Consider the following 26,306-nt stretch of genomic DNA (forward strand, 5'->3'; position numbering starts at 1 on the left):
AATTATCGCGGCGAACGGGCCCGTGGGCACCGCTCCTCTAAGGGCTCTCGTTGGTCGCATGAAGTGCTGGAAGGATGCATCTTGGCAGATTCCCGCCAGAGCAAAACAGCCGCTAGTCCTAGTCCGAGTCGCCCGCAAAGTTCCTCGAATAACTCCGTACCCGGAGCGCCAAACCGGGTCTCCTTCGCTAAGCTGCGCGAACCACTTGAGGTTCCGGGACTCCTTGACGTCCAGACCGATTCGTTCGAGTGGCTGATCGGTTCGCCGCGCTGGCGCGAATCCGCCGCCGAGCGGGGTGATGTCAACCCAGTGGGTGGCCTGGAAGAGGTGCTCTACGAGCTGTCTCCGATCGAGGACTTCTCCGGGTCGATGTCGTTGTCGTTCTCTGACCCTCGTTTCGACGATGTCAAGGCACCCGTCGACGAGTGCAAAGACAAGGACATGACGTACGCGGCTCCACTGTTCGTCACCGCCGAGTTCATCAACAACAACACCGGTGAGATCAAGAGTCAGACGGTGTTCATGGGTGACTTCCCGATGATGACCGAGAAGGGCACGTTCATCATCAACGGGACCGAGCGTGTGGTGGTCAGCCAGCTGGTGCGGTCGCCCGGGGTGTACTTCGACGAGACCATTGACAAGTCCACCGACAAGACGCTGCACAGCGTCAAGGTGATCCCGAGCCGCGGCGCGTGGCTCGAGTTTGACGTCGACAAGCGCGACACCGTCGGCGTGCGCATCGACCGCAAACGCCGGCAACCGGTTACCGTGCTGCTCAAGGCGCTGGGCTGGACCAGCGAGCAGATTGTCGAGCGGTTCGGGTTCTCCGAGATCATGCGATCGACGCTGGAGAAGGACAACACCGTCGGCACCGACGAGGCGCTGTTGGACATCTACCGCAAGCTGCGTCCGGGCGAGCCCCCGACCAAAGAGTCAGCGCAGACGCTGTTGGAAAACTTGTTCTTCAAGGAGAAGCGCTACGACCTGGCCCGCGTCGGTCGCTATAAGGTCAACAAGAAGCTCGGGCTGCATGTCGGCGAGCCCATCACGTCGTCGACGCTGACCGAAGAAGACGTCGTGGCCACCATCGAATATCTGGTCCGCTTGCACGAGGGTCAGACCACGATGACCGTTCCGGGCGGCGTCGAGGTGCCGGTGGAAACCGACGACATCGACCACTTCGGCAACCGCCGCCTGCGTACGGTCGGCGAGCTGATCCAAAACCAGATCCGGGTCGGCATGTCGCGGATGGAGCGGGTGGTCCGGGAGCGGATGACCACCCAGGACGTGGAGGCGATCACACCGCAGACGTTGATCAACATCCGGCCGGTGGTCGCCGCGATCAAGGAGTTCTTCGGCACCAGCCAGCTGAGCCAATTCATGGACCAGAACAACCCGCTGTCGGGGTTGACCCACAAGCGCCGACTGTCGGCGCTGGGGCCCGGCGGTCTGTCACGTGAGCGTGCCGGGCTGGAGGTCCGCGACGTGCACCCGTCGCACTACGGCCGGATGTGCCCGATCGAAACCCCTGAGGGGCCCAACATCGGTCTGATCGGCTCGCTGTCGGTGTACGCGCGGGTCAACCCGTTCGGGTTCATCGAAACGCCGTACCGCAAGGTGGTCGACGGCGTGGTTAGCGACGAGATCGTGTACCTGACCGCCGACGAGGAGGACCGCCACGTGGTGGCACAGGCCAATTCGCCGATCGATGCGGACGGTCGCTTCGTCGAGCCGCGCGTGCTGGTCCGCCGCAAGGCGGGCGAGGTGGAGTACGTGCCCTCGTCTGAGGTGGACTACATGGACGTCTCGCCCCGCCAGATGGTGTCGGTGGCCACCGCGATGATTCCCTTCCTGGAGCACGACGACGCCAACCGTGCCCTCATGGGGGCAAACATGCAGCGCCAGGCGGTGCCGCTGGTCCGTAGCGAGGCCCCGCTGGTGGGCACCGGGATGGAGCTGCGCGCGGCGATCGACGCCGGCGACGTCGTCGTCGCCGAAGAAAGCGGCGTCATCGAGGAGGTGTCGGCCGACTACATCACTGTGATGCACGACAACGGCACCCGGCGTACCTACCGGATGCGCAAGTTTGCCCGGTCCAACCACGGCACTTGCGCCAACCAGTGCCCCATCGTGGACGCGGGCGACCGAGTCGAGGCCGGTCAGGTGATCGCCGACGGTCCCTGTACTGACGACGGCGAGATGGCGCTGGGCAAGAACCTGCTGGTGGCCATCATGCCGTGGGAGGGCCACAACTACGAGGACGCGATCATCCTGTCCAACCGCCTGGTCGAAGAGGACGTGCTCACCTCGATCCACATCGAGGAGCATGAGATCGATGCTCGCGACACCAAGCTGGGTGCGGAGGAGATCACCCGCGACATCCCGAACATCTCCGACGAGGTGCTCGCCGACCTGGATGAGCGGGGCATCGTGCGCATCGGTGCCGAGGTTCGCGACGGGGACATCCTGGTCGGCAAGGTCACCCCGAAGGGTGAGACCGAGCTGACGCCGGAGGAGCGGCTGCTGCGTGCCATCTTCGGTGAGAAGGCCCGCGAGGTGCGCGACACTTCGCTGAAGGTGCCGCACGGCGAATCCGGCAAGGTGATCGGCATTCGGGTGTTTTCCCGCGAGGACGAGGACGAGTTGCCGGCCGGTGTCAACGAGCTGGTGCGTGTGTATGTGGCTCAGAAACGCAAGATCTCCGACGGTGACAAGCTGGCCGGCCGGCACGGCAACAAGGGCGTGATCGGCAAGATCCTGCCGGTTGAGGACATGCCGTTCCTTGCCGACGGCACCCCGGTGGACATTATTTTGAACACCCACGGCGTGCCGCGACGGATGAACATCGGCCAGATTTTGGAGACCCACCTGGGTTGGTGTGCCCACAGCGGCTGGAAGGTCGACGCCGCCAAGGGGGTTCCGGACTGGGCCGCCAGGCTGCCCGACGAACTGCTCGAGGCGCAGCCGAACGCCATTGTGTCGACGCCGGTGTTCGACGGCGCCCAGGAGGCCGAGCTGCAGGGCCTGTTGTCGTGCACGCTGCCCAACCGCGACGGTGACGTGCTGGTCGACGCCGACGGCAAGGCCATGCTCTTCGACGGGCGCAGCGGCGAGCCGTTCCCGTACCCGGTCACGGTTGGCTACATGTACATCATGAAGCTGCACCACCTGGTGGACGACAAGATCCACGCCCGCTCCACCGGGCCGTACTCGATGATCACCCAGCAGCCGCTGGGCGGTAAGGCGCAGTTCGGTGGCCAGCGGTTCGGGGAGATGGAGTGCTGGGCCATGCAGGCCTACGGTGCCGCCTACACCCTGCAGGAGCTGTTGACCATCAAGTCCGATGACACCGTCGGCCGCGTCAAGGTGTACGAGGCGATCGTCAAGGGTGAGAACATCCCGGAGCCGGGCATCCCCGAGTCGTTCAAGGTGCTGCTCAAAGAACTGCAGTCGCTGTGCCTCAACGTCGAGGTGCTATCGAGTGACGGTGCGGCGATCGAACTGCGCGAAGGTGAGGACGAGGACCTGGAGCGGGCCGCGGCCAACCTGGGAATCAATCTGTCCCGCAACGAATCCGCAAGTGTCGAGGATCTTGCGTAAAGCTGTCGCAAAATTACTAAACCCGTTAGGGGAAAGGGAGTTACGTGCTCGACGTCAACTTCTTCGATGAACTCCGCATCGGTCTTGCTACCGCGGAGGACATCAGGCAATGGTCCTATGGCGAGGTCAAAAAGCCGGAGACGATCAACTACCGCACGCTTAAGCCGGAGAAGGACGGCCTGTTCTGCGAGAAGATCTTCGGGCCGACTCGCGACTGGGAATGCTACTGCGGCAAGTACAAGCGGGTGCGCTTCAAGGGCATCATCTGCGAGCGCTGCGGCGTCGAGGTGACCCGCGCCAAGGTGCGTCGTGAGCGGATGGGCCACATCGAGCTTGCCGCGCCCGTCACCCACATCTGGTACTTCAAGGGTGTGCCCTCGCGGCTGGGGTATCTGCTGGACCTGGCCCCGAAGGACCTGGAGAAGATCATCTACTTCGCTGCCTACGTGATCACCTCGGTCGACGAGGAGATGCGCCACAATGAGCTCTCCACGCTCGAGGCCGAAATGGCGGTGGAGCGCAAGGCCGTCGAAGACCAGCGCGACGGCGAACTAGAGGTCAGGGCGCAAAAGCTGGAGGCCGACCTGGCCGAGCTGGAGGCCGAGGGCGCCAAGGCCGATGCGCGGCGCAAGGTTCGCGACGGCGGCGAGCGCGAGATGCGCCAGATCCGTGACCGCGCGCAGCGTGAGCTGGACCGGTTGGAGGACATCTGGAGCACTTTCACCAAGCTGGCGCCCAAGCAGCTGATCGTCGACGAAAACCTCTACCGCGAACTCGTCGACCGCTACGGCGAGTACTTCACCGGTGCCATGGGCGCGGAGTCGATCCAGAAGCTGATCGAGAACTTCGACATCGACGCCGAAGCCGAGTCGCTGCGGGATGTCATCCGAAACGGCAAGGGGCAGAAGAAGCTTCGCGCCCTCAAGCGGCTGAAGGTGGTTGCGGCGTTCCAACAGTCGGGCAACTCGCCGATGGGCATGGTGCTCGACGCCGTCCCGGTGATCCCGCCGGAGCTGCGCCCGATGGTGCAGCTCGACGGCGGCCGGTTCGCCACGTCCGACTTGAACGACCTGTACCGCAGGGTGATCAACCGCAACAACCGGCTGAAAAGGCTGATCGATCTGGGTGCGCCGGAAATCATCGTCAACAACGAGAAGCGGATGCTGCAGGAATCCGTGGACGCGCTGTTCGACAATGGCCGCCGCGGCCGGCCCGTCACCGGGCCGGGCAACCGTCCGCTCAAGTCGCTTTCCGATCTGCTCAAGGGCAAGCAGGGCCGGTTCCGGCAGAACCTGCTCGGCAAGCGTGTCGACTACTCGGGCCGGTCGGTCATCGTGGTCGGCCCGCAGCTCAAGCTGCACCAGTGCGGTCTGCCCAAGCTGATGGCGCTGGAGCTGTTCAAGCCGTTCGTGATGAAGCGGCTGGTGGACCTCAACCATGCGCAGAACATCAAGAGCGCCAAGCGCATGGTGGAGCGCCAGCGCCCCCAAGTGTGGGATGTGCTCGAAGAGGTCATCGCCGAGCACCCGGTGTTGCTGAACCGCGCACCCACCCTGCACCGGTTGGGTATCCAGGCCTTCGAGCCAATGCTGGTGGAAGGCAAGGCCATTCAGCTGCACCCGTTGGTGTGTGAGGCGTTCAATGCCGACTTCGACGGTGACCAGATGGCCGTGCACCTGCCTTTGAGCGCCGAAGCGCAGGCCGAGGCTCGCATTTTGATGTTGTCCTCCAACAACATCCTGTCGCCGGCATCTGGGCGTCCGTTGGCCATGCCGCGGCTGGACATGGTGACCGGGCTGTACTACCTGACCACCGAGGTCCCCGGGGACACCGGCGAATACCAGCTGGCCAGCGGGGATCACCCGGAGACTGGTGTCTACTCTTCGCCGGCCGAAGCGATCATGGCGGCCGACCGCGGTGTCTTGAGCGTGCGGGCCAAGATCAAGGTGCGGCTGACCCAGCTGCGGCCGCCGGTCGAGATCGAGGCCGAGCTATTCGGCCACAGCGGCTGGCAGCCGGGCGATGCGTGGATGGCCGAGACCACGCTGGGCCGGGTGATGTTCAACGAGCTGCTGCCGCTGGGTTATCCGTTCGTCAACAAGCAGATGCACAAGAAGGTGCAGGCCGCCATCATCAACGACCTGGCCGAGCGTTACCCGATGATCGTGGTCGCCCAGACCGTCGACAAGCTCAAGGACGCCGGCTTCTACTGGGCCACCCGCAGCGGCGTGACGGTGTCGATGGCCGACGTGCTGGTGCCGCCGCGCAAGAAGGAGATCCTCGACCACTACGAGGAGCGCGCGGACAAGGTCGAAAAGCAGTTCCAGCGTGGCGCTTTGAACCACGACGAGCGCAACGAGGCGCTGGTGGAGATTTGGAAGGAAGCCACCGACGAGGTCGGTCAGGCGTTGCGGGAGCACTACCCCGACGACAACCCGATCATCACCATCGTCGACTCCGGCGCCACCGGCAACTTCACCCAGACTCGAACGCTGGCCGGTATGAAGGGCCTGGTGACCAACCCGAAGGGTGAGTTCATCCCGCGTCCGGTCAAGTCCTCCTTCCGTGAGGGCCTGACCGTGCTGGAGTACTTCATCAACACCCACGGCGCTCGAAAGGGCTTGGCGGACACCGCGTTGCGCACCGCCGACTCCGGCTACCTGACCCGACGTCTGGTGGACGTGTCCCAGGACGTGATCGTGCGCGAGCACGACTGCCAGACCGAGCGCGGCATCGTCGTCGAGCTGGCCGAGCGTGCACCCGACGGCACGCTGATCCGCGACCCGTACATCGAAACCTCGGCCTACGCGCGGACCCTGGGCACCGACGCGGTCGACGAGGCCGGCAACGTCATCGTCGAGCGTGGTCAAGACCTGGGCGATCCGGAGATTGACGCTCTGTTGGCTGCTGGTATTACCCAGGTCAAGGTGCGTTCGGTGCTGACGTGTGCCACCAGCACCGGCGTGTGCGCGACCTGCTACGGGCGTTCCATGGCCACCGGCAAGCTGGTCGACATCGGTGAAGCCGTCGGCATCGTGGCCGCCCAGTCCATCGGCGAACCCGGCACCCAGCTGACCATGCGCACCTTCCACCAGGGTGGCGTCGGTGAGGACATCACCGGTGGTCTGCCCCGGGTGCAGGAGCTGTTCGAGGCCCGGGTACCGCGTGGCAAGGCGCCGATCGCCGACGTCACCGGCCGGGTTCGGCTCGAGGACGGCGAGCGGTTCTACAAGATCACCATCGTTCCTGACGACGGCGGTGAGGAAGTGGTCTACGACAAGATCTCCAAGCGGCAGCGGCTGCGGGTGTTCAAGCACGAAGACGGTTCCGAACGGGTGCTCTCCGATGGCGACCACGTCGAGGTGGGCCAGCAGCTGATGGAAGGCTCGGCCGACCCGCATGAGGTGCTGCGGGTGCAGGGCCCCCGCGAGGTGCAGATACACCTGGTTCGCGAGGTCCAGGAGGTCTACCGCGCCCAAGGTGTGTCGATCCACGACAAGCACATCGAGGTGATCGTTCGCCAGATGCTGCGCCGGGTGACCATCATCGACTCGGGCTCGACGGAGTTTTTGCCTGGCTCGCTGATCGACCGCGCGGAGTTCGAGGCAGAGAACCGCCGAGTGGTGGCCGAGGGCGGTGAGCCCGCGGCCGGCCGTCCGGTGCTGATGGGCATCACGAAGGCGTCGCTGGCCACCGACTCGTGGCTGTCGGCGGCGTCGTTCCAGGAGACCACTCGCGTGCTGACCGATGCGGCGATCAACTGCCGCAGCGATAAGCTCAACGGTCTGAAGGAAAACGTGATCATCGGCAAGCTGATCCCGGCCGGTACCGGTATCAACCGCTACCGCAACATCGCGGTGCAGCCCACCGAGGAGGCCCGCGCTGCGGCGTACACCATCCCGTCGTATGAGGATCAGTACTACAGCCCGGACTTCGGTGCGGCCACCGGTGCTGCCGTCCCGCTGGACGACTACGGCTACAGCGACTACCGCTAGGTGGGCGAGCAGACGCAGAATCGCACGCGAAATGCCTGCGCGATGCGATTCTGCGTCTGCTCGCCGTGGTGGATGAGCCGGTCTTGCATCGCCAATGCGGGAAACCCATGCATGCGTTGGGGCACGACGCCGGCCTGGCCGCCAGATTGGCGCTGCCCGCCGCCCCGTTCAACATGAGTGGCAATCCCGCCATCTTCCTGCCTGCGGGGGACACGTCGTGAGGAACCCCGGTCGGGGTTTAGTTTATCGGCCGTGAATTCGCCGAACGGTTGCTCGTCCAAGCCGGCCGCGCATTCCAGCAGGCCACTGCGTTCCATCGCCGACGCCCAGGCATGGCCTGGGTTGGTGATTGCGGCCGCCGAGTCAAACAACCGTGAACTCGCGCGTCGTCGCGCTGAACGCTGTAAGCATGCCGTTGCGATCGCGTGCGGTGCCGTGGTGGACGATGCGGTATTGCCCGGGCGTGGTATCGCCGGGAACATCCCAGCGAATGCTGACATGCGATCCGGCCCGCCCTTGGCGCTGCCAGCGAAAGCTCGTGGCCCAGTCGCCGTCGTCAGCAATCCGCACCCAGCTGGCACCTTCCCGGCGGACCACTTCGAGGTAGGTGCCGCCGCGGCGCAGATCGTTATTGGGCAGCGCGCTGACGAAAACGGCTTCCACCGCCTGACCCGGTCGGTACGTCGCCGAGGGCTCGGCGATGACCGCTCCGAACGACCCGGCATCGGCGGGCGCGCCGCGCACCCAGCTCAGCTCCCGGGTGGGCCGCGGCCGGCGACCGAGCGTCACCGGACGGCCGTCGCGCATGGCCTCGGCGAGTTCGGCCACGGTCTGCATGAGGGCGCACAGTTCCCATCGACCGAACAACGTGCTGCCGCCCTCGTAGCGCTGTTCGAGATACTCTTCGGGCGTTGTCACGTAATGGATGTAGGCGTTGGTGTAGCCCACGCAGAGCACGTCGGCCAGGTCGGCGCCAACAATCGAAGCCACCATGCGGCGCAGCCTAAGCCCCGCGACGATGGTCGGTTCGCCCGGAATACCGATCAGATAGAGGCGACCGATTCGCACGAGCTGAACGGGAACAATTTCCTGGACAAAGGGGTGTATCCGGTTCGGCAGGCGTGCGGGCATCACAATGCCTTTGGGGGCCTGTGCCGCTGCCGTCGGCCTTGCCAGCCGGTACATGGCGCGGGATAGTCTGTCCCAGAACGGGTTTCGCCCTTGGCGAAAGCCATGGAAGCCCGGGCCCTCGTCGGTGCCTGCCATGGCCCCGGCGCCAAACATCGGACGCCCGGTGCGGCGCTCTTCACCGTCTGGTGTGTACTCGCCGCGCACGAGCACAGAACCGAGATCGACATAGGTGAACCGGGCATCAATGCCAGCGCCGATGGGCGTCGCTCCGCTCAACTGCGTGAAAGCATCCTCGAACTGGCACAACCCGGTACGACGGGTGTTGTCGAATTCCCGGTCTGGTGGGGCCTCGGGAGAAAGGGGCCCGTCGACATTCGGGCTCATGTCGCCCGGATTCGTCTGTGCGAAGGCGGCGATGAAGTCGGGCTGGCCGGCGAGATAATCCGCGCCGCCCACGGTGCGTTCCCAGTGATAGGCCGCGAAACCCTTGTTGTCTCCGGAGATGAGGTGGTTGCGATTCGTCATGCTCGTACCGTGGGTAGCGAAGAAATGGATCACGCCCACGGTGGCCTCGCCCCGGTCGATACGCACGAGCGTGGTATGCGGGTCGACGCGTTTCGGGAAGAACGCCTTGTCGGCCGGCGGGTTGCGGTCGAACGCTGATGGGGATCGATTGATGCTTGCGCCGTACAGCTCGCCGTGCGAGAGCGAAACCTCGGCGGGCGCCACATCGGCATGCGCATGTTCCACCGATTCGACAATTCCGTCGACGATCGCCGCAAAGGTTGCCGGCCGAAAGCCGCTCGTGGTCAGGTTGTACAGCAGGTATCCGCAGTACCCGCCAGGCCCGGCGTGGGTGTGGGTCGCCGTGATCAGTGTGTTCTGCTCCGAGTAGGTATCGCCATACAAATCGGCCAACCGGCGCAGCACTTCCTCATTCACGTTTTGCATGGGCAGCGGCAGTTCGGCGACAATCAGCAGCAACCGCGCGTCCCCGTCCTGGGAATCGTCCCGGAACACAAACGCCCGTGACCTAAGTCGCTGGTGAATGCCGGCGGTGCGCTGGTCGGACTTGCCGTAGCCGAGCATGCCGCAGTCCGCCGCCTCACCAGTGATGTCGGCGATGCCGCGCCCTACACTAAGCATTGCCTAATCCTCCGCACCAGCAGCAAATTTCACGAGCGCTGACTACGCGCTGCTCCGGGGAAACGTATCCCACAAGGAGAAACACTTTATGCGCCGGGGCCCACGAATACGGACGGCAGCATCCCGTGCCGCGGCTGGCCGGACGTGATCCGAGGGTGTGGGTCTCACCAGATCGGTCTCACTAGACTTGGGTTGTGCTCATTGGTTCGCATGTCAGCCCAACCGATCCGCTGGCCGCAGCGGAGGCCGAAGGCGCTGACGTAGTGCAGATTTTCCTTGGCAATCCGCAGAGCTGGAAGGCTCCCAAGCCGCGGGACGACGCCGCCGCGCTGAAAGCCGCGACCCTGCCCATCTACGTGCATGCGCCCTACCTGATCAACCTTGCGTCGGCGAACAATCGCGTGCGGATCCCGTCGCGCAAGATCCTGCAAGAGACCTGTGCTGCGGCGGCCGACATTGGCGCAGCGGCGGTGATCGTGCACGGTGGGCACGTCGCCGACGACAACGACATCGACAAGGGCTTCCAGCGCTGGCGCAAGGCGCTGGACCGGCTGGAAACCGAGGTTCCCGTCTACCTGGAAAACACCGCCGGCGGCGATCACGCGATGGCGCGCCGCTTCGACACCATCGCCCGGCTCTGGGACGTCATCGGCGACACCGGAATCGGGTTTTGCCTGGACACCTGCCACACCTGGGCGGCCGGCGAGGCGCTGACCGATGCCGTCGATCGGATCAAAGCAATTACCGGCCGCATCGATCTGGTGCACTGCAACGACTCCAGGGACGAAGCGGGATCGGGCCGTGACCGCCACGCCAACCTCGGCAGCGGCCAGATTGATCCTGACCTGCTGGTGGCTGCCGTCAAGGCGGCCGGCGCGCCGGTGATCTGCGAAACCGCCGACCAAGGTCGCAAGGACGACATCGCGTTTCTGCGGGAAAGAACCGGCAGCTGACTTCAAGCCCCGCGGCACCTACCGTTGACTTATGCTCCGCAGGGTCGCCATACTGCTCGCCGCTGTGCTTGCGTTCGCGGGCTGCTCGGGGGGAACGAGGTTGGCGGCGGGCTTCGGCAATGGCAATAGCGTGCACACCCTCGATGTCGATGGAGCCGGCCGCAGCTACCGGCTTTATAAGCCCGTCGGGTTGCCGTCCTCGGCGCCGCTGGTCGTCATGTTGCACGGCGGGTTCGGCAGCGCCAAGCAAGCCGAAAGGTCTTATGGCTGGGACGAATTGGCCGACTCCGAGAAGTTCCTCGTCGCCTACCCCGATGGCTATCACAGGGCTTGGAATGCCAATGGCGGAGGCTGCTGCGGCCGGCCCGCACGTGAAGGCGTCGACGACATCGGCTTCGTCCGCGCGGTCGTCGCCGACATCGCCAACAATGTCAGCATCGACCCCGCCCGGGTCTACGTCACGGGCATGAGCAACGGTGCCATCATGTCCTACACGCTGGCCTGCAACACCAGCATCTTCGCGGCGATCGGCGTCGTTTCGGGCACGCAACTAGACCCCTGTCAGTCCCCGCGTCCGGTGTCGGTCATCCACATCCATGGCACGGCCGATCCGCTGGTCCGCTACCACGGCGGGCCCGGCGCCGGGTTCGCGCGCATCGACGGTCCGCCGGTGCCCGATCTCAATGCGTTCTGGCGCGAGGTCAACCGGTGCGGCGCGCTGGATACCACGACCGAAGGTCCGGTCACCACATCGGGCGCCACATGCGCCGACAATCGCCGTGTCGTGCTGCTCACCGTCGATGACGCCGGCCACCGATGGCCGTCATTTGCCACCCAGACACTGTGGCGATTCTTTGCAGCGCACTTCAGATGAGGACAAAACCATCCGTTACATTCTCTTGTGCAGTTGTAGAAAAAACGTAACATGGTGGCATGTCAGATACGCATGTCGTCACCAACCAGGTTCCGCCCTTGGAGAACTACAATCCCGCGTCATCCCCGGTGCTCATCGAGGCTCTGATCCAGGAGGGTGGCCAGTGGGGCCTGGATGAAGTAAACGAGGTCGGGGCAATTTCTGCCAGCTGCCAAGCCCAACGCTGGGGAGAGCTTGCAGACCGCAACCGGCCCATCCTGCATACCCACGACGCTTACGGGTACCGGGTCGATGAGGTGGAGTACGACCCGGCCTACCACGAGCTGATGCGTACCGCGATCACCCATGGCATGCACGCCGCACCGTGGGCTGACGACCGCCCGGGTGCGCACGTGGTGCGAGCGGCCAAGACATCGGTGTGGACCGTCGAGCCGGGCCATATCTGCCCCATCTCGATGACCTACGCCGTCGTTCCGGCGCTGCGGTATAACTCCGAGCTGGCTGCGGTCTACGAGCCGCTGCTGACCAGTCGTGAGTACGACCCGGAGCTGAAGCCGGCGACCACGAAGGCCGGCATCACCGCCGGCATGTCGATGACCGAGAAGCAGGGTGGCTCCGACGTGCGCGCTGGCACCACCCAGGCGACCCCGAATGCGGACGGCAGCTACAGCTTGACCGGCCACAAGTGGTTCACTTCGGCGCCGATGTGCGACATCTTCCTGGTGCTCGCGCAGGCACCGGACGGGCTGTCGTGCTTCCTGCTGCCGCGGGTGCTGCCCGACGGCACCCGCAACCGAATGTTCTTGCAGCGGCTCAAGGACAAGCTCGGCAACCACGCAAACGCCTCGAGCGAGGTCGAATACGACGGTGCCGTCGCGTGGCTGGTGGGCGAGGAGGGCCGCGGCGTGCCGACCATCATCGAGATGGTCAACCTCACCCGGCTGGACTGCGCTCTGGGCAGTGCCACCAGCATGCGCACCGGCCTAACCCGCGCCGTCCACCATGCCCAGCATCGGAAGGCGTTCGGCGCCTACCTGATCGACCAGCCGTTGATGCGCAACGTGCTGGCCGACCTGGCGGTGGAGGCCGAGGCCGCCACCATCGTGGCAATGCGGATGGCCGGTGCCACCGACAACGCGGTGCGCGGGAACGAGACCGAAGCGCTGCTGCGTCGCATCGGCCTGGCGGCCGCCAAGTACTGGGTGTGCAAGCGCTCCACCGCTCACGCCGCCGAAGCGCTGGAGTGCCTGGGCGGCAACGGTTATGTCGAGGATTCCGGGATGCCCCGGCTCTACCGGGAGGCGCCGTTGATGGGCATCTGGGAGGGCTCGGGCAATGTCAGCGCGCTAGATACCTTGCGCGCCATGGCAACCCGGCCCGCATGCGTCGAGGTGCTGTTTGACGAGCTGGCCCGCAGCGCAGGCCAGGACCCCAGGCTGGACGGCCACGTCGAAAGGCTGCGTCCGCAGCTGGGCGATCTTGACACGATCGGTTATCGAGCCCGCAAGATTGCCGAAGACATCTGCCTGGCGTTGCAGGGATCGTTGTTGGTGCGCCACGGACATCCCGCCGTCGCCGAGGCGTTTCTGGCCACTCGGCTCGGCGGCCAGTGGGGCGGAGCGTACGGCACCATGCCGGCCGGTCTGGATCTCGCGCCCATCCTCGAGCGTGCGCTGGTAAAAGGCTGAGCGGCCGCTGATGACACACGCGATCAGGCCGGTCGATTTCGACAACCTGAAGACGATGACCTATGAGGTCACCGGTCGGATTGCGCGGATCACCTTCAACCGGCCGGAGAAGGGCAACGCGATCATCGCAGACACCCCGCTGGAGTTGTCTGCTCTGGTGGAGCGTGCCGATCTGGATCCAGGCGTGCATGTCATTCTGGTGTCCGGTCGCGGCGAGGGATTCTGTGCCGGCTTCGACCTGTCCGCCTACGCCGAGGGGTCGTCGTCGACCGGGGGCGGCGGCGCATACCAAGGCACGGTGCTAGATGGCAAGACCCAGGCCGTCAACCACCTACCGAACCAGCCGTGGGACCCGATGATCGACTACCAGATGATGAGCCGGTTCGTGCGCGGATTCGCCAGTCTGATGCATGCCGACAAGCCGACGGTGGTCAAGATCCACGGCTACTGCGTGGCCGGCGGCACCGACATCGCGCTGCACGCCGATCAGGTGATCGCCGCCGCCGACGCCAAGATCGGCTACCCGCCCACCCGGGTGTGGGGGGTGCCGGCGGCGGGCCTGTGGGCGCACCGGCTCGGCGACCAGCGGGCCAAACGGCTGCTGTTCACCGGCGATTGCATCACCGGCGCGCAGGCCGCCGAGTGGGGCCTGGCGGTCGAGGCGCCGGAGCCGGCTGACCTCGACGAGCGGACCGAGCGACTGGTGGCCCGGATCGCCGCACTGCCGGTCAATCAATTGATCATGGTCAAGCTCGCGCTCAATTCCGCTCTGCTGCAACAGGGTGTGGCCACCAGCAGGATGGTCAGCACCGTGTTCGACGGCGCCGCTCGGCACACACCCGAGGGGCACGCGTTTGTCGCCGACGCGGTCGAGCACGGCTTCCGGGATGCGGTGCGGCGCCGTGACGAGCCGTTTGGCGACTACGGCCGTCAAGCATCGCGGGTGTAACCATGCCGGCCATGACCGCCCGTTCGGTGGTACTCAGCGTGCTGCTCGGTGCTCATCCCGCGTGGGCCACCGCAAGCGAATTGATCCAGCTGACAGCGGATTTCGGTATCAAGGAGACGACGTTGCGGGTCGCGCTGACCCGCATGGTCGGTGCCGGGGATCTGGTCCGGTCCGCGGACGGCTACCGGCTCTCGGATCGGTTGCTGGCCCGCCAGCGCCGACAAGATGAGGCCATGCGCCCACGGACCCGCGCTTGGCACGGAAACTGGCACATGCTGATTGTCACCAGCATCGGCACCGATGCTCGTACCCGGGCCGCACTGCGAACCTGCATGCACCACAAGCGTTTCGGTGAATTGCGGGAAGGGGTGTGGATGCGGCCGGACAATCTCGACCTCGACTTGGAGTCCGACGTTGCGGCCCGGGTTAGGATGCTGACGGCCCGCGACGAGGCCCCCGCCGACTTGGCCGGGCAGCTGTGGGATCTGTCGGGGTGGACCGAGGCCGGCCACCGGTTGCTCGGCGACATGGCAGCGGCCACCGACATGCCCGGGCGATTTGTGGTGGCTGCGGCGATGGTGCGCCACCTGCTCACCGATCCGATGTTGCCCGCTGAACTGTTGCCCGCCGACTGGCCGGGCGCCGGGTTACGGGCGGCGTACCACGACTTCGCCACTGCAATGGCGAAACGACGCGATGCAACTCAACTCCTGGAGGTGACATGAGTGATCTGGTGCGTGTGGAGCGCAAAGGTCGGGTGACCACGGTGATTCTGAACCGGCCGGCCTCCCGCAACGCGGTCAACGGCCCGACCGCCGCGGCGTTGTGCGCGGCGTTCGAGCAATTCGACCGGGACGACGCCGCGTCGGTGGCCGTACTCTGGGGTGCGGGTGGAACCTTTTGTGCGGGAGCCGATTTGAAGGCCTTTGGCACACCGGAGGCCAACTCTGTGCACCGGACGGGTCCCGGCCCGATGGGGCCGTCACGAATGATGCTGTCCAAACCTGTGATCGCCGCCGTCAGCGGCTACGCCGTCGCCGGGGGGCTGGAATTGGCACTGTGGTGCGACCTGCGGGTGGCCGAGGAAGACGCCGTGTTCGGTGTGTTTTGCCGTCGCTGGGGGGTACCGCTCATCGACGGCGGCACCGTGCGACTGCCACGGCTGATCGGGCACAGCCGCGCGATGGACATGATCCTCACTGGCCGTGGGGTGCCGGCCGACGAAGCGCTGGCCATGGGGTTGGCCAATCGGGTGGTGCCCAAGGGTCAAGCCCGACAGGCGGCTGAGGAGTTGGCGGCGCAATTGGCCGCGCTGCCGCAGCAGTGTCTGCGATCGGATCGGCTGTCGGCGCTGCACCAGTGGGGCCTGCCCGAGTCCGCGGCGCTCGACCTCGAGTTCGCCAGCATCGCGCGGGTGGCCGGCGAGGCGCTAGAGGGGGCGAGACGGTTCGCCGCGGGTGCCGGTCGGCATGGGGCCCCGGCACCTCGGGCCGAACAGGGCGACACGCTTTAGGCGGGTACGGCTCAGACCAAGGCGAAGGTCCGTGCCGATGCCGGCGAGGGCCACGGCTGCGGAACGGGTCGTTGCCGGACAACCTGGGGCCACCAGAACCACTTTCCGAGGAGGGCCGCGATCGACGGTGTCATGAACGACCGGACGATCAGGGTGTCGAAGAGCAGGCCCATACCGATGGTGGTGCCAACCTGGGCCATCACGGTCAGCTCGCTGACGGCAAACGACATCATGGTGAAGGCAAACACCAGCCCGGCGGCGGTCACCACCGACCCGCTGCCACCCATCGCACGGATGATGCCGGTGTTGATTCCGGCGTGGATCTCCTCCTTGAGCCGGGCAACCAGCAGCAGGTTGTAGTCCGCGCCGACGGCCAGCAGGATGATGACCGCCATCGCCAACACCAACCAGTGCAGCTCGATACCCAGGATGTGTTGCCAGATCAGCACCGACAGCCCGAACGAGGCGCCCAGCGACAACACCACGGTGCCGACGATGACGGCGGCCGCGACGACGCTGCGGGTGATGATCAGCATGATGATGAAGATCAGGCAGAGTGCGGAGATTCCGGCGATCATCAAGTCATAGGTGTTGCCGTCGGACAAGTCCTTGAACATCGCCGCGGTACCGCCCAGGTAGATCGCGGATCCCTCCAACGGTGTGCCCTTGATGGCTTCCTTGGCGGCGGTCTTGATCTTGGCGATGCGCGCGATGCCCGCCTGGCTCATCGGGTCGCCTTCGTGGCTGATGATGAACCGCACCGCGTGCCCGTCCGGCGAGAGGAACTGTTCCAGGCCGCGTTGGAAGTCGGGATTGTCGAGAACCTCGGGAGGCAGATAGAACGAGTCGTCGTTGCGCGAAGCATCAAAGGCTTCGCCCATCGCCGCCGAATCCTCCTGCATCGCGGCCATCTGATCCTGCAGCCCTTCCTGGGTGGAATGCATGCTCAGCATCTGCGCCTTCATGCTCTTCATGGTCTGGATCATCTCGGGCATCATCGCGGTCAGCTGGGGCATGAGCGTGTCCAGGCGCTGCATGAGCGGCAGCAGGTTGTTGATGTCTTCGGTCATGACGTCGATTCCGTCGAGGGTGTCGAACACCGACCGCAGCGACCAGCAGACCGGGATGTCGTAGCAGTGCTTTTCCCAGTAGAAGTAGCTGCGGATGGGGCGGAAGAAATCGTCGAAATCCGCAATATGGTTGCGCAACTCCTCGACATCGACCACCATCCCCGTCATCTGAATGACCATTTCGTGGGTGACATCGGCCATCTGCTGGGTGAGGCTGTGCATCCGCTCCATCTGGTCGATGTTGGACTGAATGTCGTTGACCTGCTCCAGCATCCTGGCCGTCAGGTCCTGGTTGTATTTCTCGGTCAGTTTCTGGCTGGTGCCCTGCATGCTGATCAGGAACGGGATTGAGGTGTGCTCGATCGGTTTGCCGTCCGGCCGGGTGATGGCCTGCACCCGGGATATCCCCTCCACGGCGAAAATGGCCTTGGCGATCTTGTTGATCACCAAAAAGTCGGCCGAATTACGCATGTCGTGGTCGCTTTCGACCATCAGCACCTCGGGGTTCATCCGGGCCTGGGAGAAATGGCGCTCCGCGGCCGCATAGCCTTCGTTGGCCGGTAGGTCGGCGGGCAGGTAGTTGCGGTCGTTGTAGTTGGTCCGGTAGCCCGGCAGGGTCAGCAGACCGACGAGCGCCAGGGCCACCGCACCGACCAGGATGGGGCCGGGCCAGCGGACGATGGCGGCCCCGACCTTGCGCCAGCCCCGCACCCGCGCCATCCGCTTGGGCTCGAGCAGCTTGCCGAACCGGCTCGTCACGGCGATTATCGCCGGGCCCAGGGTGAGTGCGGCGGCGACGACGATGACCATCCCGATCGCCAACGGCACACCGAGGGTCTGAAAGTACGGCAGTCGGGTGAAGCTCAGACAGAACGTGGCACCCGCGATGGTCAGACCCGAGCCCAGCACGACATGGGCGGTGCCGCCGAACATGGTGTAGTACGCCGACTCCCGGTCCTGGCCGAGCCCGCGTGCTTCCTGGTAGCGGCCGATCAGGAAGATGGCGTAGTCGGTGGCGGCCGCGATCGCCAGCACCACGAGCAGGTTGGTCGCGAAGGTCGAGAGCCCAATGATCCGGTGGAAACCGAGGAAAGCCACGCCCCCGCGGGTGGCGAGCAGCCCGAGCACCACCATCGTCAGCATGATCGCCGACGTGATGATCGACCGGTAGACCAGCAGCAACATCACGATGATCACGGTGAACGTGACCGCCTCGATCACCTGCAGACTACGGTCGCCGGCCTGCTGCTGATCGGCGACCAGCGCGGCCGAACCGGTGACGTACACCTTGACACCGGGTGGCGGCGCAAGGCGCTCGACGATGGTCTTGACCGCTTCCACGGACTCGTTGGCCAGTGACTCGCCCTGATTGCCCGCGAGTTTCACCTGAACGTAGGCGGCCTTGCCGTCGCTGCTCTGGGCGCCGGTGGCGGTCAGTGGATCCCCCCAAAAGTCCTGCAAGGACTGGACGTGGGTGGTGTCGGCTTGCAGTCTGCCGATCATCTGGTCGTAAAACGCATGGGCGGCGTCACCGAGCGGCCGCTGGCCCTCCAGCACGATCATCGCCGCGCTGTCGGAGTCTCCCTCCTCGAACACCTTGCCGATGTGTTTCATCGAGATCATCGACGGTGCCGCGTCGGGGCTCATCGACACCGCCTGTATCTGTCCGACCGTTTCCAGTTGCGGCACAGTGACGTTGAGGACGGCGATGGTGACCAACCACCCAAGGATGATCGGCACCGCGAAGGTACGGATCATTCTGGGGATGAACGGTCGCGCCGCGTGCCTGTCGGGCGGGACGGAGCCCGTCGGCGCAGCTGTCCTTTGCACGATCATGCGGATTTCACAAAGCAGTAGGTCAGGGCATCCACGCCGGTTGCGGTCCGCTCGTCCTTCACTTCGCCATCGACGGTGATTCGGCAGGTGATGGAAGTGCCGTCGCCTTGCGCGAGGATGTTGGGGGCCGCGGACGGCGCCGTGGTCTTCAAGGTGAGCGACCACGGCAGGGCTGCGCCGTCGATCCGCTGTGGCTTGGCGTCGAGGTCCAGGTAGTTGATGTTGACGTAACTACCGGAGCCGGAAACTTCGTACTCCACCACCTTGGGGTCGAACGGCTCCGGGTCATCGGCGAAGACCTTCGGCGTCACCAAGATGCCTTCGGAACCAAAGAAAGTGCGGATCCGCTGCACCGTGAAGCCGGCGATGGCGACCACAACCAGGATGAGCAGCGGTATCCAGGCACGCTTGAGAGTTCCAATCATCGCCCTCCGCCTCTGCCGCATGAAGTTCACGCCGGTCTGGTGACGCATACCGAACGTCACAGATTTCAGAGTACAGTGAAACTTGTGAGCGTCAACGACGGGGTCGATCAGATGGGCGCCGAGCCCGACATCATGGAATTCGTCGAACAGATGGGCGGCTATTTCGAGTCCAGGAGTTTGACTCGGTTGGCGGGTCGATTGTTGGGCTGGCTGCTGGTGTGTGATCCCGAGCGGCAGTCCTCGGAGGAACTGGCGACGGCGCTGGCGGCCAGCAGCGGGGGGATCAGCACCAATGCCCGGATGCTGATCCAATTTGGGTTCATTGAGCGGCTCGCGGTCGCCGGGGATCGGCGCACCTATTTCCGGTTGCGGCCCAACGCTTTCGCGGCTGGCGAGCGTGAACGCATCCGGGCAATGGCCGAACTGCAGGACCTGGCTGACGTGGGGCTGAGGGCGCTGGGCGACGCCCCGCCGCAGCGAAGCCGACGGCTGCGGGAGATGCGGGATCTGTTGGCATATATGGAGAACGTCGTCTCCGACGCCCTGGGGCGATACAGCCAGCGAACCGGAGAGGACGACTGATGAGCAACCTCGCAATCTGACCGAGGTGGCGAGCAAGACGGCGATTGGCCTGTGGTCACTCCTTGTTGATGCGGTTGCCCGCGCCGAGGTTATCGATTGTGGGGTCACCGTTTTTGTAGGTGACCGTGTTGTCCAGCCCAACAACAACGAGGCGCTCGTCGATCCTGTCGAAGGCGATCTTGTTGTTCGCACCACCGACGGTCACCGTTTCGCAGGTGCCGTTGACGGTCAGCGTGTTGTCCGAGCCGGCCACGTTCAGTGACTTGCCGTCAGCGCAGTCAAGGGTGGCGGTAGTCCCGATGGATCCGTAGGTCAGCATGTCACCGATCTGGATCGAAGCGGTTGTGGATTCTCCGGTCGTCACGGTCGGCGCCGCGGTCGGGCCGCTCGTCGCTGTCGTGGTGGTGGCGGTCGCGGGCGTCGTGGTAGCTGCCGGCGGGTTGGCAGTGGAACTGCAGCCGGCCAGCGGCAACGCTGCGGCAGCCAGCGCCAGAGCAAAGGTCGCCAACCGGGAGTGGGTAGCGCGATCGGCGCGCAACGGTTTCTCGACCACCTCAGCCGACCCGCTGCAGTCGGTTTACCATTCCTAGTTCCCGGCCACGGTCCCAGATGAACGGATCACCATTGCGGAAGAACACCGTTTCGTCCCAGCCGTAGACGGTGATGTCGTTGATGATCGTGTCGGCGACAACGGTGTTGGACGAGCCCATCACGGTCACCGCCCAGCAGGTTCCCAGCGCGGTCACGATGTTCTGAGTGCCGTTGACCAACAAGGTGGATTCGTTGCAGTCCAGCGTCCGCTCGATGCCCTGCCCGGTGACATGGGTGTCGCCGTTCTTGGCGTGTGCGGCCGGCGGTGGGGCGGCCAAGGCGACAGCGATGGTGATGACACCGGCAGCCAGCGACGCGGCGACGGTGTTCCACTTCACGGCGGGCCCCCCTTCGACTGGGCGGGTGATGCTTGACTGAGCCTTGGTCGGGCCTTGATTGAGCGTACGTGCATTCGCCCGGGCGACGACAGACCTGAGTGCATTTGCCGGGCAGGCACCCCGCGTCTGATGTCAGCTACTCCACAACCCGGTCGCTAGAGTCATTAGTTGGCCCTAACGTCCCCCGAAGACCGGTGCGGACCCAAAGCCGATCACCCCAACCGAAGGGCGAACCGCCATGGCAGCTCAGCCGCAAGCACCGTCAGCGGGCGGCCGCCCGCGCGCGGGGAAAGCGGTGAAGTCCGTGGCTCGCCCGGCCAAACTGAGCCGTGAGAGCATCGTCGAGGGCGCCCTGACCTTTTTGGATCGGGAGGGGTGGGACTCGCTGACCATCAATGCGCTGGCGACCCAGCTCGGGACCAAGGGGCCGTCGCTGTACAACCACGTGGACAGCCTCGAGGATCTACGCCGGGCGGTGCGGATTCGGGTGATCGACGACATCATCACGATGCTGAATAGGGTCGGTGCGGGTCGCGCACGCGATGACGCGGTGTTGGTCATGGCCGGTGCCTACCGCAGCTACGCCCACCACCACCCGGGTCGGTACTCGGCGTTCACCCGGATGCCGCTGGGCGGTGACGATCCCGAATACACCGCTGCGACTAGGGGCGCAGCCGCGCCCGTCATCGCCGTGCTGTCCTCGTACGGCCTCGACGGTGAGCAGGCTTTCTACGCGGCGCTCGAGTTTTGGTCGGCACTGCATGGGTTTGTGTTGCTGGAAATGACCGGCGTCATGGACGACATCGATACCGATGCGGTGTTCACCGACATGGTGCTGCGGCTGGCGGCGGGCATGGAAAGGCGCACCACACACGGTGGTACCGCGTCAACGTAGCGCCCTGCTTCGGCCGCAACGCCCGCTTTGACCTGCCAGACTGGCGGCGGGTATTGTGGTTGCTCGTGCCTGGCGGCTTACGCCTGATGTAGGGGCGTGGATGCCGGGCCAATTCGCATGTCCGCGATGCCTCGGATGAGACGAATCGAGTTTGAGGCAAGCTATGCGACACACCCGGCCGCGGGTAACCGTGGCGGGGCATGGCCGACAAACAGAACGTGAAAGCGCCCAAGATAGAAAGCCGGTAGATGCCAACCATCCAGCAGCTGGTCCGCAAGGGTCGTCGGGACAAGATCAGTAAGGTCAAGACCGCGGCTCTGAAGGGCAGCCCGCAGCGTCGTGGTGTATGCACCCGCGTGTACACCACCACTCCGAAGAAGCCGAACTCGGCGCTTCGGAAGGTTGCCCGCGTGAAGTTGACGAGTCAGGTCGAGGTCACGGCGTACATTCCCGGCGAGGGCCACAACCTGCAGGAGCACTCGATGGTGCTGGTGCGCGGCGGCCGGGTGAAGGACCTGCCTGGTGTGCGCTACAAGATCATCCGCGGTTCGCTGGATACGCAGGGTGTCAAGAACCGCAAACAGGCACGCAGCCGTTACGGCGCTAAGAAGGAGAAGGGCTGATGCCACGCAAGGGGCCCGCGCCCAAGCGTCCGTTGGTCAACGACCCGGTCTACGGATCGCAGTTGGTCACCCAGTTGGTGAACAAGGTTCTGTTGAAGGGGAAAAAATCGCTGGCCGAGCGCATTGTTTATGGTGCGCTTGAGCAAGCTCGCGACAAGACCGGCACCGATCCGGTGATCACCCTCAAGCGGGCTCTCGACAATGTCAAACCCGCCCTGGAGGTGCGCAGCCGTCGCGTCGGCGGCGCGACCTATCAGGTGCCTGTCGAGGTGCGCCCCGACCGGTCGACCACGCTGGCGCTGCGCTGGCTCGTCGGCTACTCGCGGCAACGCCGTGAGAAGACGATGATCGAGCGCCTGGCAAATGAGATCCTGGATGCCAGCAATGGCCTTGGGGCCTCCGTCAAGCGGCGTGAGGACACCCACAAGATGGCCGAGGCGAACCGAGCCTTTGCGCATTATCGCTGGTGAGAAGCGCCGGTTAGCCAGCCAGGGCGCAAACCGACAGTGATAGACAGCTAACTAGCAACCGAAAGAGTGGGAAGACTTCTGTGGCACAGAAGGACGTGCTGACCGACCTGAGTAGGGTCCGCAACTTCGGCATCATGGCGCACATCGATGCCGGCAAGACCACAACCACCGAGCGCATCCTGTACTACACCGGTATCAACTACAAGATTGGTGAGGTGCACGACGGCGCAGCCACCATGGACTGGATGGAACAGGAACAGGAGCGCGGCATCACCATCACCTCTGCGGCCACGACCACGTTCTGGAAAGACAACCAGCTCAATATCATCGACACGCCAGGGCATGTGGATTTCACCGTCGAGGTGGAGCGCAATCTGCGCGTGCTCGACGGCGCGGTCGCGGTTTTCGACGGCAAAGAGGGTGTCGAACCGCAGTCCGAACAGGTGTGGCGGCAGGCCGACAAATACGATGTCCCCCGAATCTGCTTCGTCAACAAGATGGACAAGATCGGTGCGGACTTCTACTTCTCGGTTCGCACGATGGGGGAGCGGCTTGGGGCCAACGCCGTGCCCATTCAGCTTCCCGTCGGTGCGGAGGCCGACTTCGAAGGCGTCGTCGACCTGGTGGAGATGAACGCCAAGGTGTGGCGCGGCGAGACGAAACTCGGCGAAACCTACGACACCGTGGAAATACCGGCCGACCTGGCCGAGCAGGCTGAGGAGTACCGGACCAAGCTGCTCGAGGTGGTCGCCGAGTCCGACGAGCACCTGTTGGAGAAGTACCTGGGCGGTGAGGAGCTCACCGTCGACGAGATCAAGGGCGCGATCCGCAAGCTGACAATCGCCAGCGAGATCTACCCGGTGCTGTGCGGCAGCGCGTTCAAGAACAAGGGCGTGCAGCCGATGCTGGATGCCGTCGTCGACTACCTGCCGTCGCCGCTGGACGTTCCGCCGGCGATCGGGCACGCGCCCGCCAAGGAGGACGAGGAGGTGGTGCGCAAGGCGACCACCGACGAGCCCTTTGCGGCCCTGGCGTTCAAGATCGCTACTCACCCGTTCTTCGGCAAGCTCACCTACATCCGGGTGTACTCGGGCACCGTCGAGTCGGGTAGCCAGGTCATCAATGCCACCAAGGGCAAGAAAGAACGGCTGGGCAAGCTGTTCCAGATGCACTCCAACAAGGAGAACCCGGTCGATAGGGCTAGTGCCGGTCACATCTACGCGGTGATCGGTCTCAAGGACACCACCACCGGTGACACCTTGAGCGACCCGAACCAGCAGATCGTGCTGGAGTCGATGACCTTCCCCGACCCGGTGATCGAGGTGGCCATCGAGCCGAAGACCAAGAGCGACCAAGAGAAGCTGAGTCTGTCGATCCAGAAGCTCGCCGAAGAGGATCCGACCTTCAAGGTGCACCTGGATTCCGAGACCGGCCAGACCGTCATCGGCGGCATGGGAGAGCTGCATCTGGACATCCTGGTGGACCGCATGCGCCGGGAATTCAAGGTCGAGGCCAACGTCGGCAAGCCTCAGGTTGCCTACAAGGAGACCATCAAGCGGCTCGTGCAGAACGTCGAGTACACCCACAAGAAGCAGACGGGTGGCTCGGGCCAGTTCGCCAAGGTCATCATCAACCTCGAGCCGTTCACCGGTGAAGAGGGCGCGACCTACGAGTTCGAGAGCAAAGTCACCGGCGGGCGTATCCCGCGGGAGTACATCCCGTCGGTGGATGCCGGCGCACAGGACGCCATGCAGTACGGCGTGCTGGCCGGCTATCCGCTGGTGAACCTGAAGGTCACGCTGCTCGACGGCGCCTACCACGAGGTTGACTCCTCGGAAATGGCGTTCAAGATCGCGGGCTCGCAGGTGCTCAAAAAGGCTGCCGCACTTGCGCAGCCGGTGATCCTGGAACCGATCATGGCGGTCGAGGTGACCACACCCGAGGACTACATGGGTGACGTGATCGGCGACCTGAACTCCCGCCGTGGCCAGATCCAGGCCATGGAGGAGCGGGCTGGTGCGCGCGTTGTTAGGGCGCACGTGCCGCTGTCGGAGATGTTCGGCTACGTCGGTGACCTTCGGTCCAAGACTCAAGGCCGGGCAAACTACTCCATGGTGTTCGACTCGTACTCCGAAGTGCCGGCGAACGTGTCGAAGGAAATCATCGCGAAGGCGACGGGCGAGTGAGCGCAAGCTCACGAGTGAGGAGCCGAGCAATGGGTACAGCGAAGGCGACGGGCGACTAGGCGATGCGAAGACGACCGCTAGTGAGCGAAGCTCACGAGCAATGAGCAGCGCGAAGGCGACTGGCGAGTAGATACAACCATACGAGTAGGCTGGCCCGGTTACGACCGCGGCATAACTGAAAACATCAACACTGCTTTTATAAGCACTAACAAGTCCAGGAGGACACAAAAGTGGCGAAGGCGAAGTTCCAGCGGACCAAGCCCCACGTCAACATCGGGACCATCGGTCACGTTGACCACGGCAAGACCACCCTGACCGCGGCTATCACCAAGGTCCTGCACGACAAATTCCCCGATCTGAACGAGACGAAGGCATTCGACCAGATCGACAACGCCCCCGAGGAGCGTCAGCGCGGTATCACCATCAACATCGCGCACGTGGAGTACCAGACCGACAAGCGGCACTACGCACACGTCGACGCCCCTGGCCACGCCGACTACATCAAGAACATGATCACCGGCGCCGCGCAGATGGACGGTGCGATCCTGGTGGTCGCCGCCACCGACGGCCCGATGCCCCAGACCCGCGAGCACGTTCTGCTGGCGCGTCAAGTGGGTGTGCCCTACATCCTGGTAGCGCTGAACAAGGCCGACGCAGTGGACGACGAGGAGCTGCTCGAACTCGTCGAGATGGAGGTCCGCGAGCTGCTGGCTGCCCAGGAATTCGACGAGGACGCCCCGGTTGTGCGGGTCTCGGCGCTCAAGGCGCTCGAGGGTGACGCGAAGTGGGTTGCCTCTGTCGAGGAACTGATGAACGCGGTCGACGAGTCGATTCCGGACCCGGTCCGCGAGACCGACAAGCCGTTCCTGATGCCGGTCGAGGACGTCTTCACCATTACCGGCCGCGGAACCGTGGTCACCGGACGTGTGGAGCGCGGCGTGATCAACGTGAACGAGGAAGTTGAGATCGTCGGCATTCGCCCATCGACCACCAAGACCACCGTCACCGGTGTGGAGATGTTCCGCAAGCTGCTCGACCAGGGCCAGGCGGGCGACAACGTTGGTTTGCTGCTGCGGGGCGTCAAGCGCGAGGACGTCGAGCGTGGCCAGGTTGTCACCAAGCCCGGCACCACCACGCCGCACACCGAGTTCGAAGGCCAGGTCTACATCCTGTCCAAGGACGAGGGCGGCCGGCACACGCCGTTCTTCAACAACTACCGTCCGCAGTTCTACTTCCGCACCACCGACGTGACCGGTGTGGTGACACTGCCGGAGGGCACCGAGATGGTGATGCCCGGTGACAACACCAACATCTCGGTGAAGTTGATCCAGCCCGTCGCCATGGACGAAGGTCTGCGTTTCGCGATCCGCGAGGGTGGCCGCACCGTGGGCGCCGGCCGGGTCACCAAGATCATCAAGTAGGTCTACCGGCCACCAGACGC

The 26,306-nt window shown here is 64.6% G+C and carries 19 protein-coding genes and 1 pseudogene; 15 read left to right on the forward strand and 5 right to left on the reverse strand.

Going from position 1 to position 26,306, the window contains the following annotated elements:
- Positions 1-81: 81 nt before the first annotated feature.
- The 3 genes and pseudogenes from rpoB to FF952_RS20895 form a co-directional block, all read left to right on the forward strand.
- Entirely contained in the window at positions 82-3,600 is a 3,519-nt protein-coding gene (rpoB, locus tag FF952_RS03525) for a DNA-directed RNA polymerase subunit beta (protein WP_003900992.1), read from the forward strand.
- 44 nt (positions 3,601-3,644) lie between these two features.
- A complete protein-coding gene (locus FF952_RS03530) occupies positions 3,645-7,595 on the forward strand; it encodes a DNA-directed RNA polymerase subunit beta' (RefSeq protein ID WP_020824456.1) in 3,951 nt (1,316 codons plus the stop codon).
- 76 nt (positions 7,596-7,671) lie between these two features.
- Positions 7,672-7,972 (forward strand): annotated as a pseudogene (locus FF952_RS20895) (amidase family protein); the annotation flags it as partial.
- Here the strand turns inward: FF952_RS20895 and FF952_RS03540 are convergent.
- Entirely contained in the window at positions 7,959-9,872 is a 1,914-nt protein-coding gene (locus FF952_RS03540) for a neutral ceramidase (RefSeq protein ID WP_003900995.1), read from the reverse strand. The pseudogene FF952_RS20895 and the gene FF952_RS03540 overlap by 14 nt on opposite strands.
- 194 nt (positions 9,873-10,066) lie before the next feature.
- Here FF952_RS03540 and FF952_RS03545 point away from each other — a divergent pair, with 194 nt between their 5' ends.
- From FF952_RS03545 to FF952_RS03570, 6 genes are read left to right on the forward strand one after another with little or no spacing between them, the layout of a single operon-like run.
- Positions 10,067-10,825 carry a deoxyribonuclease IV gene (locus FF952_RS03545; protein ID WP_003403419.1) on the forward strand — a complete coding sequence of 253 codons (759 nt, stop codon included), beginning with the start codon at positions 10,067-10,069 and terminating at the stop codon, positions 10,823-10,825.
- A gap of 31 nt (positions 10,826-10,856) precedes the next feature.
- Positions 10,857-11,699: a CE1 family esterase gene (locus FF952_RS03550; RefSeq protein WP_003403421.1), complete on the forward strand. Its 843-nt coding sequence runs from the start codon at positions 10,857-10,859 to the stop codon at positions 11,697-11,699.
- A gap of 59 nt (positions 11,700-11,758) precedes the next feature.
- The gene (locus tag FF952_RS03555; RefSeq protein WP_003403423.1) at positions 11,759-13,387 is read left to right on the forward strand and encodes an acyl-CoA dehydrogenase family protein; all 1,629 of its coding nucleotides are present in this window, start codon (positions 11,759-11,761) and stop codon (positions 13,385-13,387) included.
- 10 nt (positions 13,388-13,397) lie between these two features.
- Positions 13,398-14,336, forward strand: coding sequence for a crotonase/enoyl-CoA hydratase family protein (locus tag FF952_RS03560; RefSeq protein WP_003403426.1), 939 nt, complete (start codon positions 13,398-13,400; stop codon positions 14,334-14,336).
- A gap of 2 nt (positions 14,337-14,338) precedes the next feature.
- Entirely contained in the window at positions 14,339-15,061 is a 723-nt protein-coding gene (locus FF952_RS03565; protein ID WP_003403429.1) for a PaaX family transcriptional regulator C-terminal domain-containing protein, read from the forward strand.
- A complete protein-coding gene (locus FF952_RS03570; protein ID WP_003403433.1) occupies positions 15,058-15,849 on the forward strand; it encodes a crotonase/enoyl-CoA hydratase family protein in 792 nt (263 codons plus the stop codon). Before FF952_RS03565 ends, FF952_RS03570 begins: the two co-directional genes overlap by 4 nt.
- Positions 15,850-15,860: 11 nt before the next feature.
- On the opposite strand, the gene mmpL5 is transcribed toward FF952_RS03570, so the two are convergent.
- Entirely contained in the window at positions 15,861-18,755 is a 2,895-nt protein-coding gene (mmpL5, locus tag FF952_RS03575) for a siderophore RND transporter MmpL5 (protein WP_003904459.1), read from the reverse strand.
- Entirely contained in the window at positions 18,752-19,180 is a 429-nt protein-coding gene (gene mmpS5, locus FF952_RS03580; protein ID WP_003403439.1) for a siderophore transporter accessory protein MmpS5, read from the reverse strand. Before mmpS5 ends, mmpL5 begins: the two co-directional genes overlap by 4 nt.
- An 84-nt stretch (positions 19,181-19,264) precedes the next feature.
- Between mmpS5 and mmpR5 the strand changes: the two genes are divergently transcribed.
- The gene (gene mmpR5 / locus FF952_RS03585; protein ID WP_003403442.1) at positions 19,265-19,762 is read left to right on the forward strand and encodes a siderophore transport transcriptional regulator MmpR5; all 498 of its coding nucleotides are present in this window, start codon (positions 19,265-19,267) and stop codon (positions 19,760-19,762) included.
- A 55-nt stretch (positions 19,763-19,817) separates the two neighbouring features.
- Here mmpR5 and FF952_RS03590 read toward each other — a convergent pair whose 3' ends face one another.
- Positions 19,818-20,315, reverse strand: a complete 498-nt coding sequence (locus FF952_RS03590) for a DUF3060 domain-containing protein (RefSeq protein ID WP_003403446.1) — start codon at positions 20,313-20,315, stop codon at positions 19,818-19,820.
- 1 nt (position 20,316) lies between these two features.
- Positions 20,317-20,691, reverse strand: coding sequence for a DUF3060 domain-containing protein (locus tag FF952_RS03595; protein ID WP_003403448.1), 375 nt, complete (start codon positions 20,689-20,691; stop codon positions 20,317-20,319).
- 304 nt (positions 20,692-20,995) lie between these two features.
- Between FF952_RS03595 and FF952_RS03600 the strand changes: the two genes are divergently transcribed.
- The 5 genes from FF952_RS03600 to tuf all read left to right on the forward strand — a co-directional run bounded on the left by FF952_RS03600 (position 20,996) and on the right by tuf (position 26,286).
- Entirely contained in the window at positions 20,996-21,586 is a 591-nt protein-coding gene (locus FF952_RS03600; protein ID WP_003403451.1) for a TetR/AcrR family transcriptional regulator, read from the forward strand.
- A 248-nt stretch (positions 21,587-21,834) separates the two neighbouring features.
- Entirely contained in the window at positions 21,835-22,209 is a 375-nt protein-coding gene (gene rpsL, locus FF952_RS03605; RefSeq protein WP_003403453.1) for a 30S ribosomal protein S12, read from the forward strand.
- Positions 22,209-22,679 (forward strand): 30S ribosomal protein S7, encoded by a 471-nt coding sequence (gene rpsG / locus FF952_RS03610; protein ID WP_003403456.1) that lies wholly within the window; start codon positions 22,209-22,211, stop codon positions 22,677-22,679. Before rpsL ends, rpsG begins: the two co-directional genes overlap by 1 nt.
- 80 nt (positions 22,680-22,759) lie before the next feature.
- Positions 22,760-24,865: an elongation factor G gene (gene fusA / locus FF952_RS03615; protein WP_003898554.1), complete on the forward strand. Its 2,106-nt coding sequence runs from the start codon at positions 22,760-22,762 to the stop codon at positions 24,863-24,865.
- Between the two features lie 230 nt (positions 24,866-25,095).
- Positions 25,096-26,286 (forward strand): elongation factor Tu, encoded by a 1,191-nt coding sequence (gene tuf / locus FF952_RS03620; RefSeq protein ID WP_003403463.1) that lies wholly within the window; start codon positions 25,096-25,098, stop codon positions 26,284-26,286.
- Positions 26,287-26,306: the final 20 nt, after the last annotated feature.

This window comes from Mycobacterium tuberculosis complex sp. N0072 (genome assembly GCF_030323725.1).
Classification (GTDB): Bacteria; Actinomycetota; Actinomycetes; order Mycobacteriales; family Mycobacteriaceae; genus Mycobacterium; species Mycobacterium tuberculosis.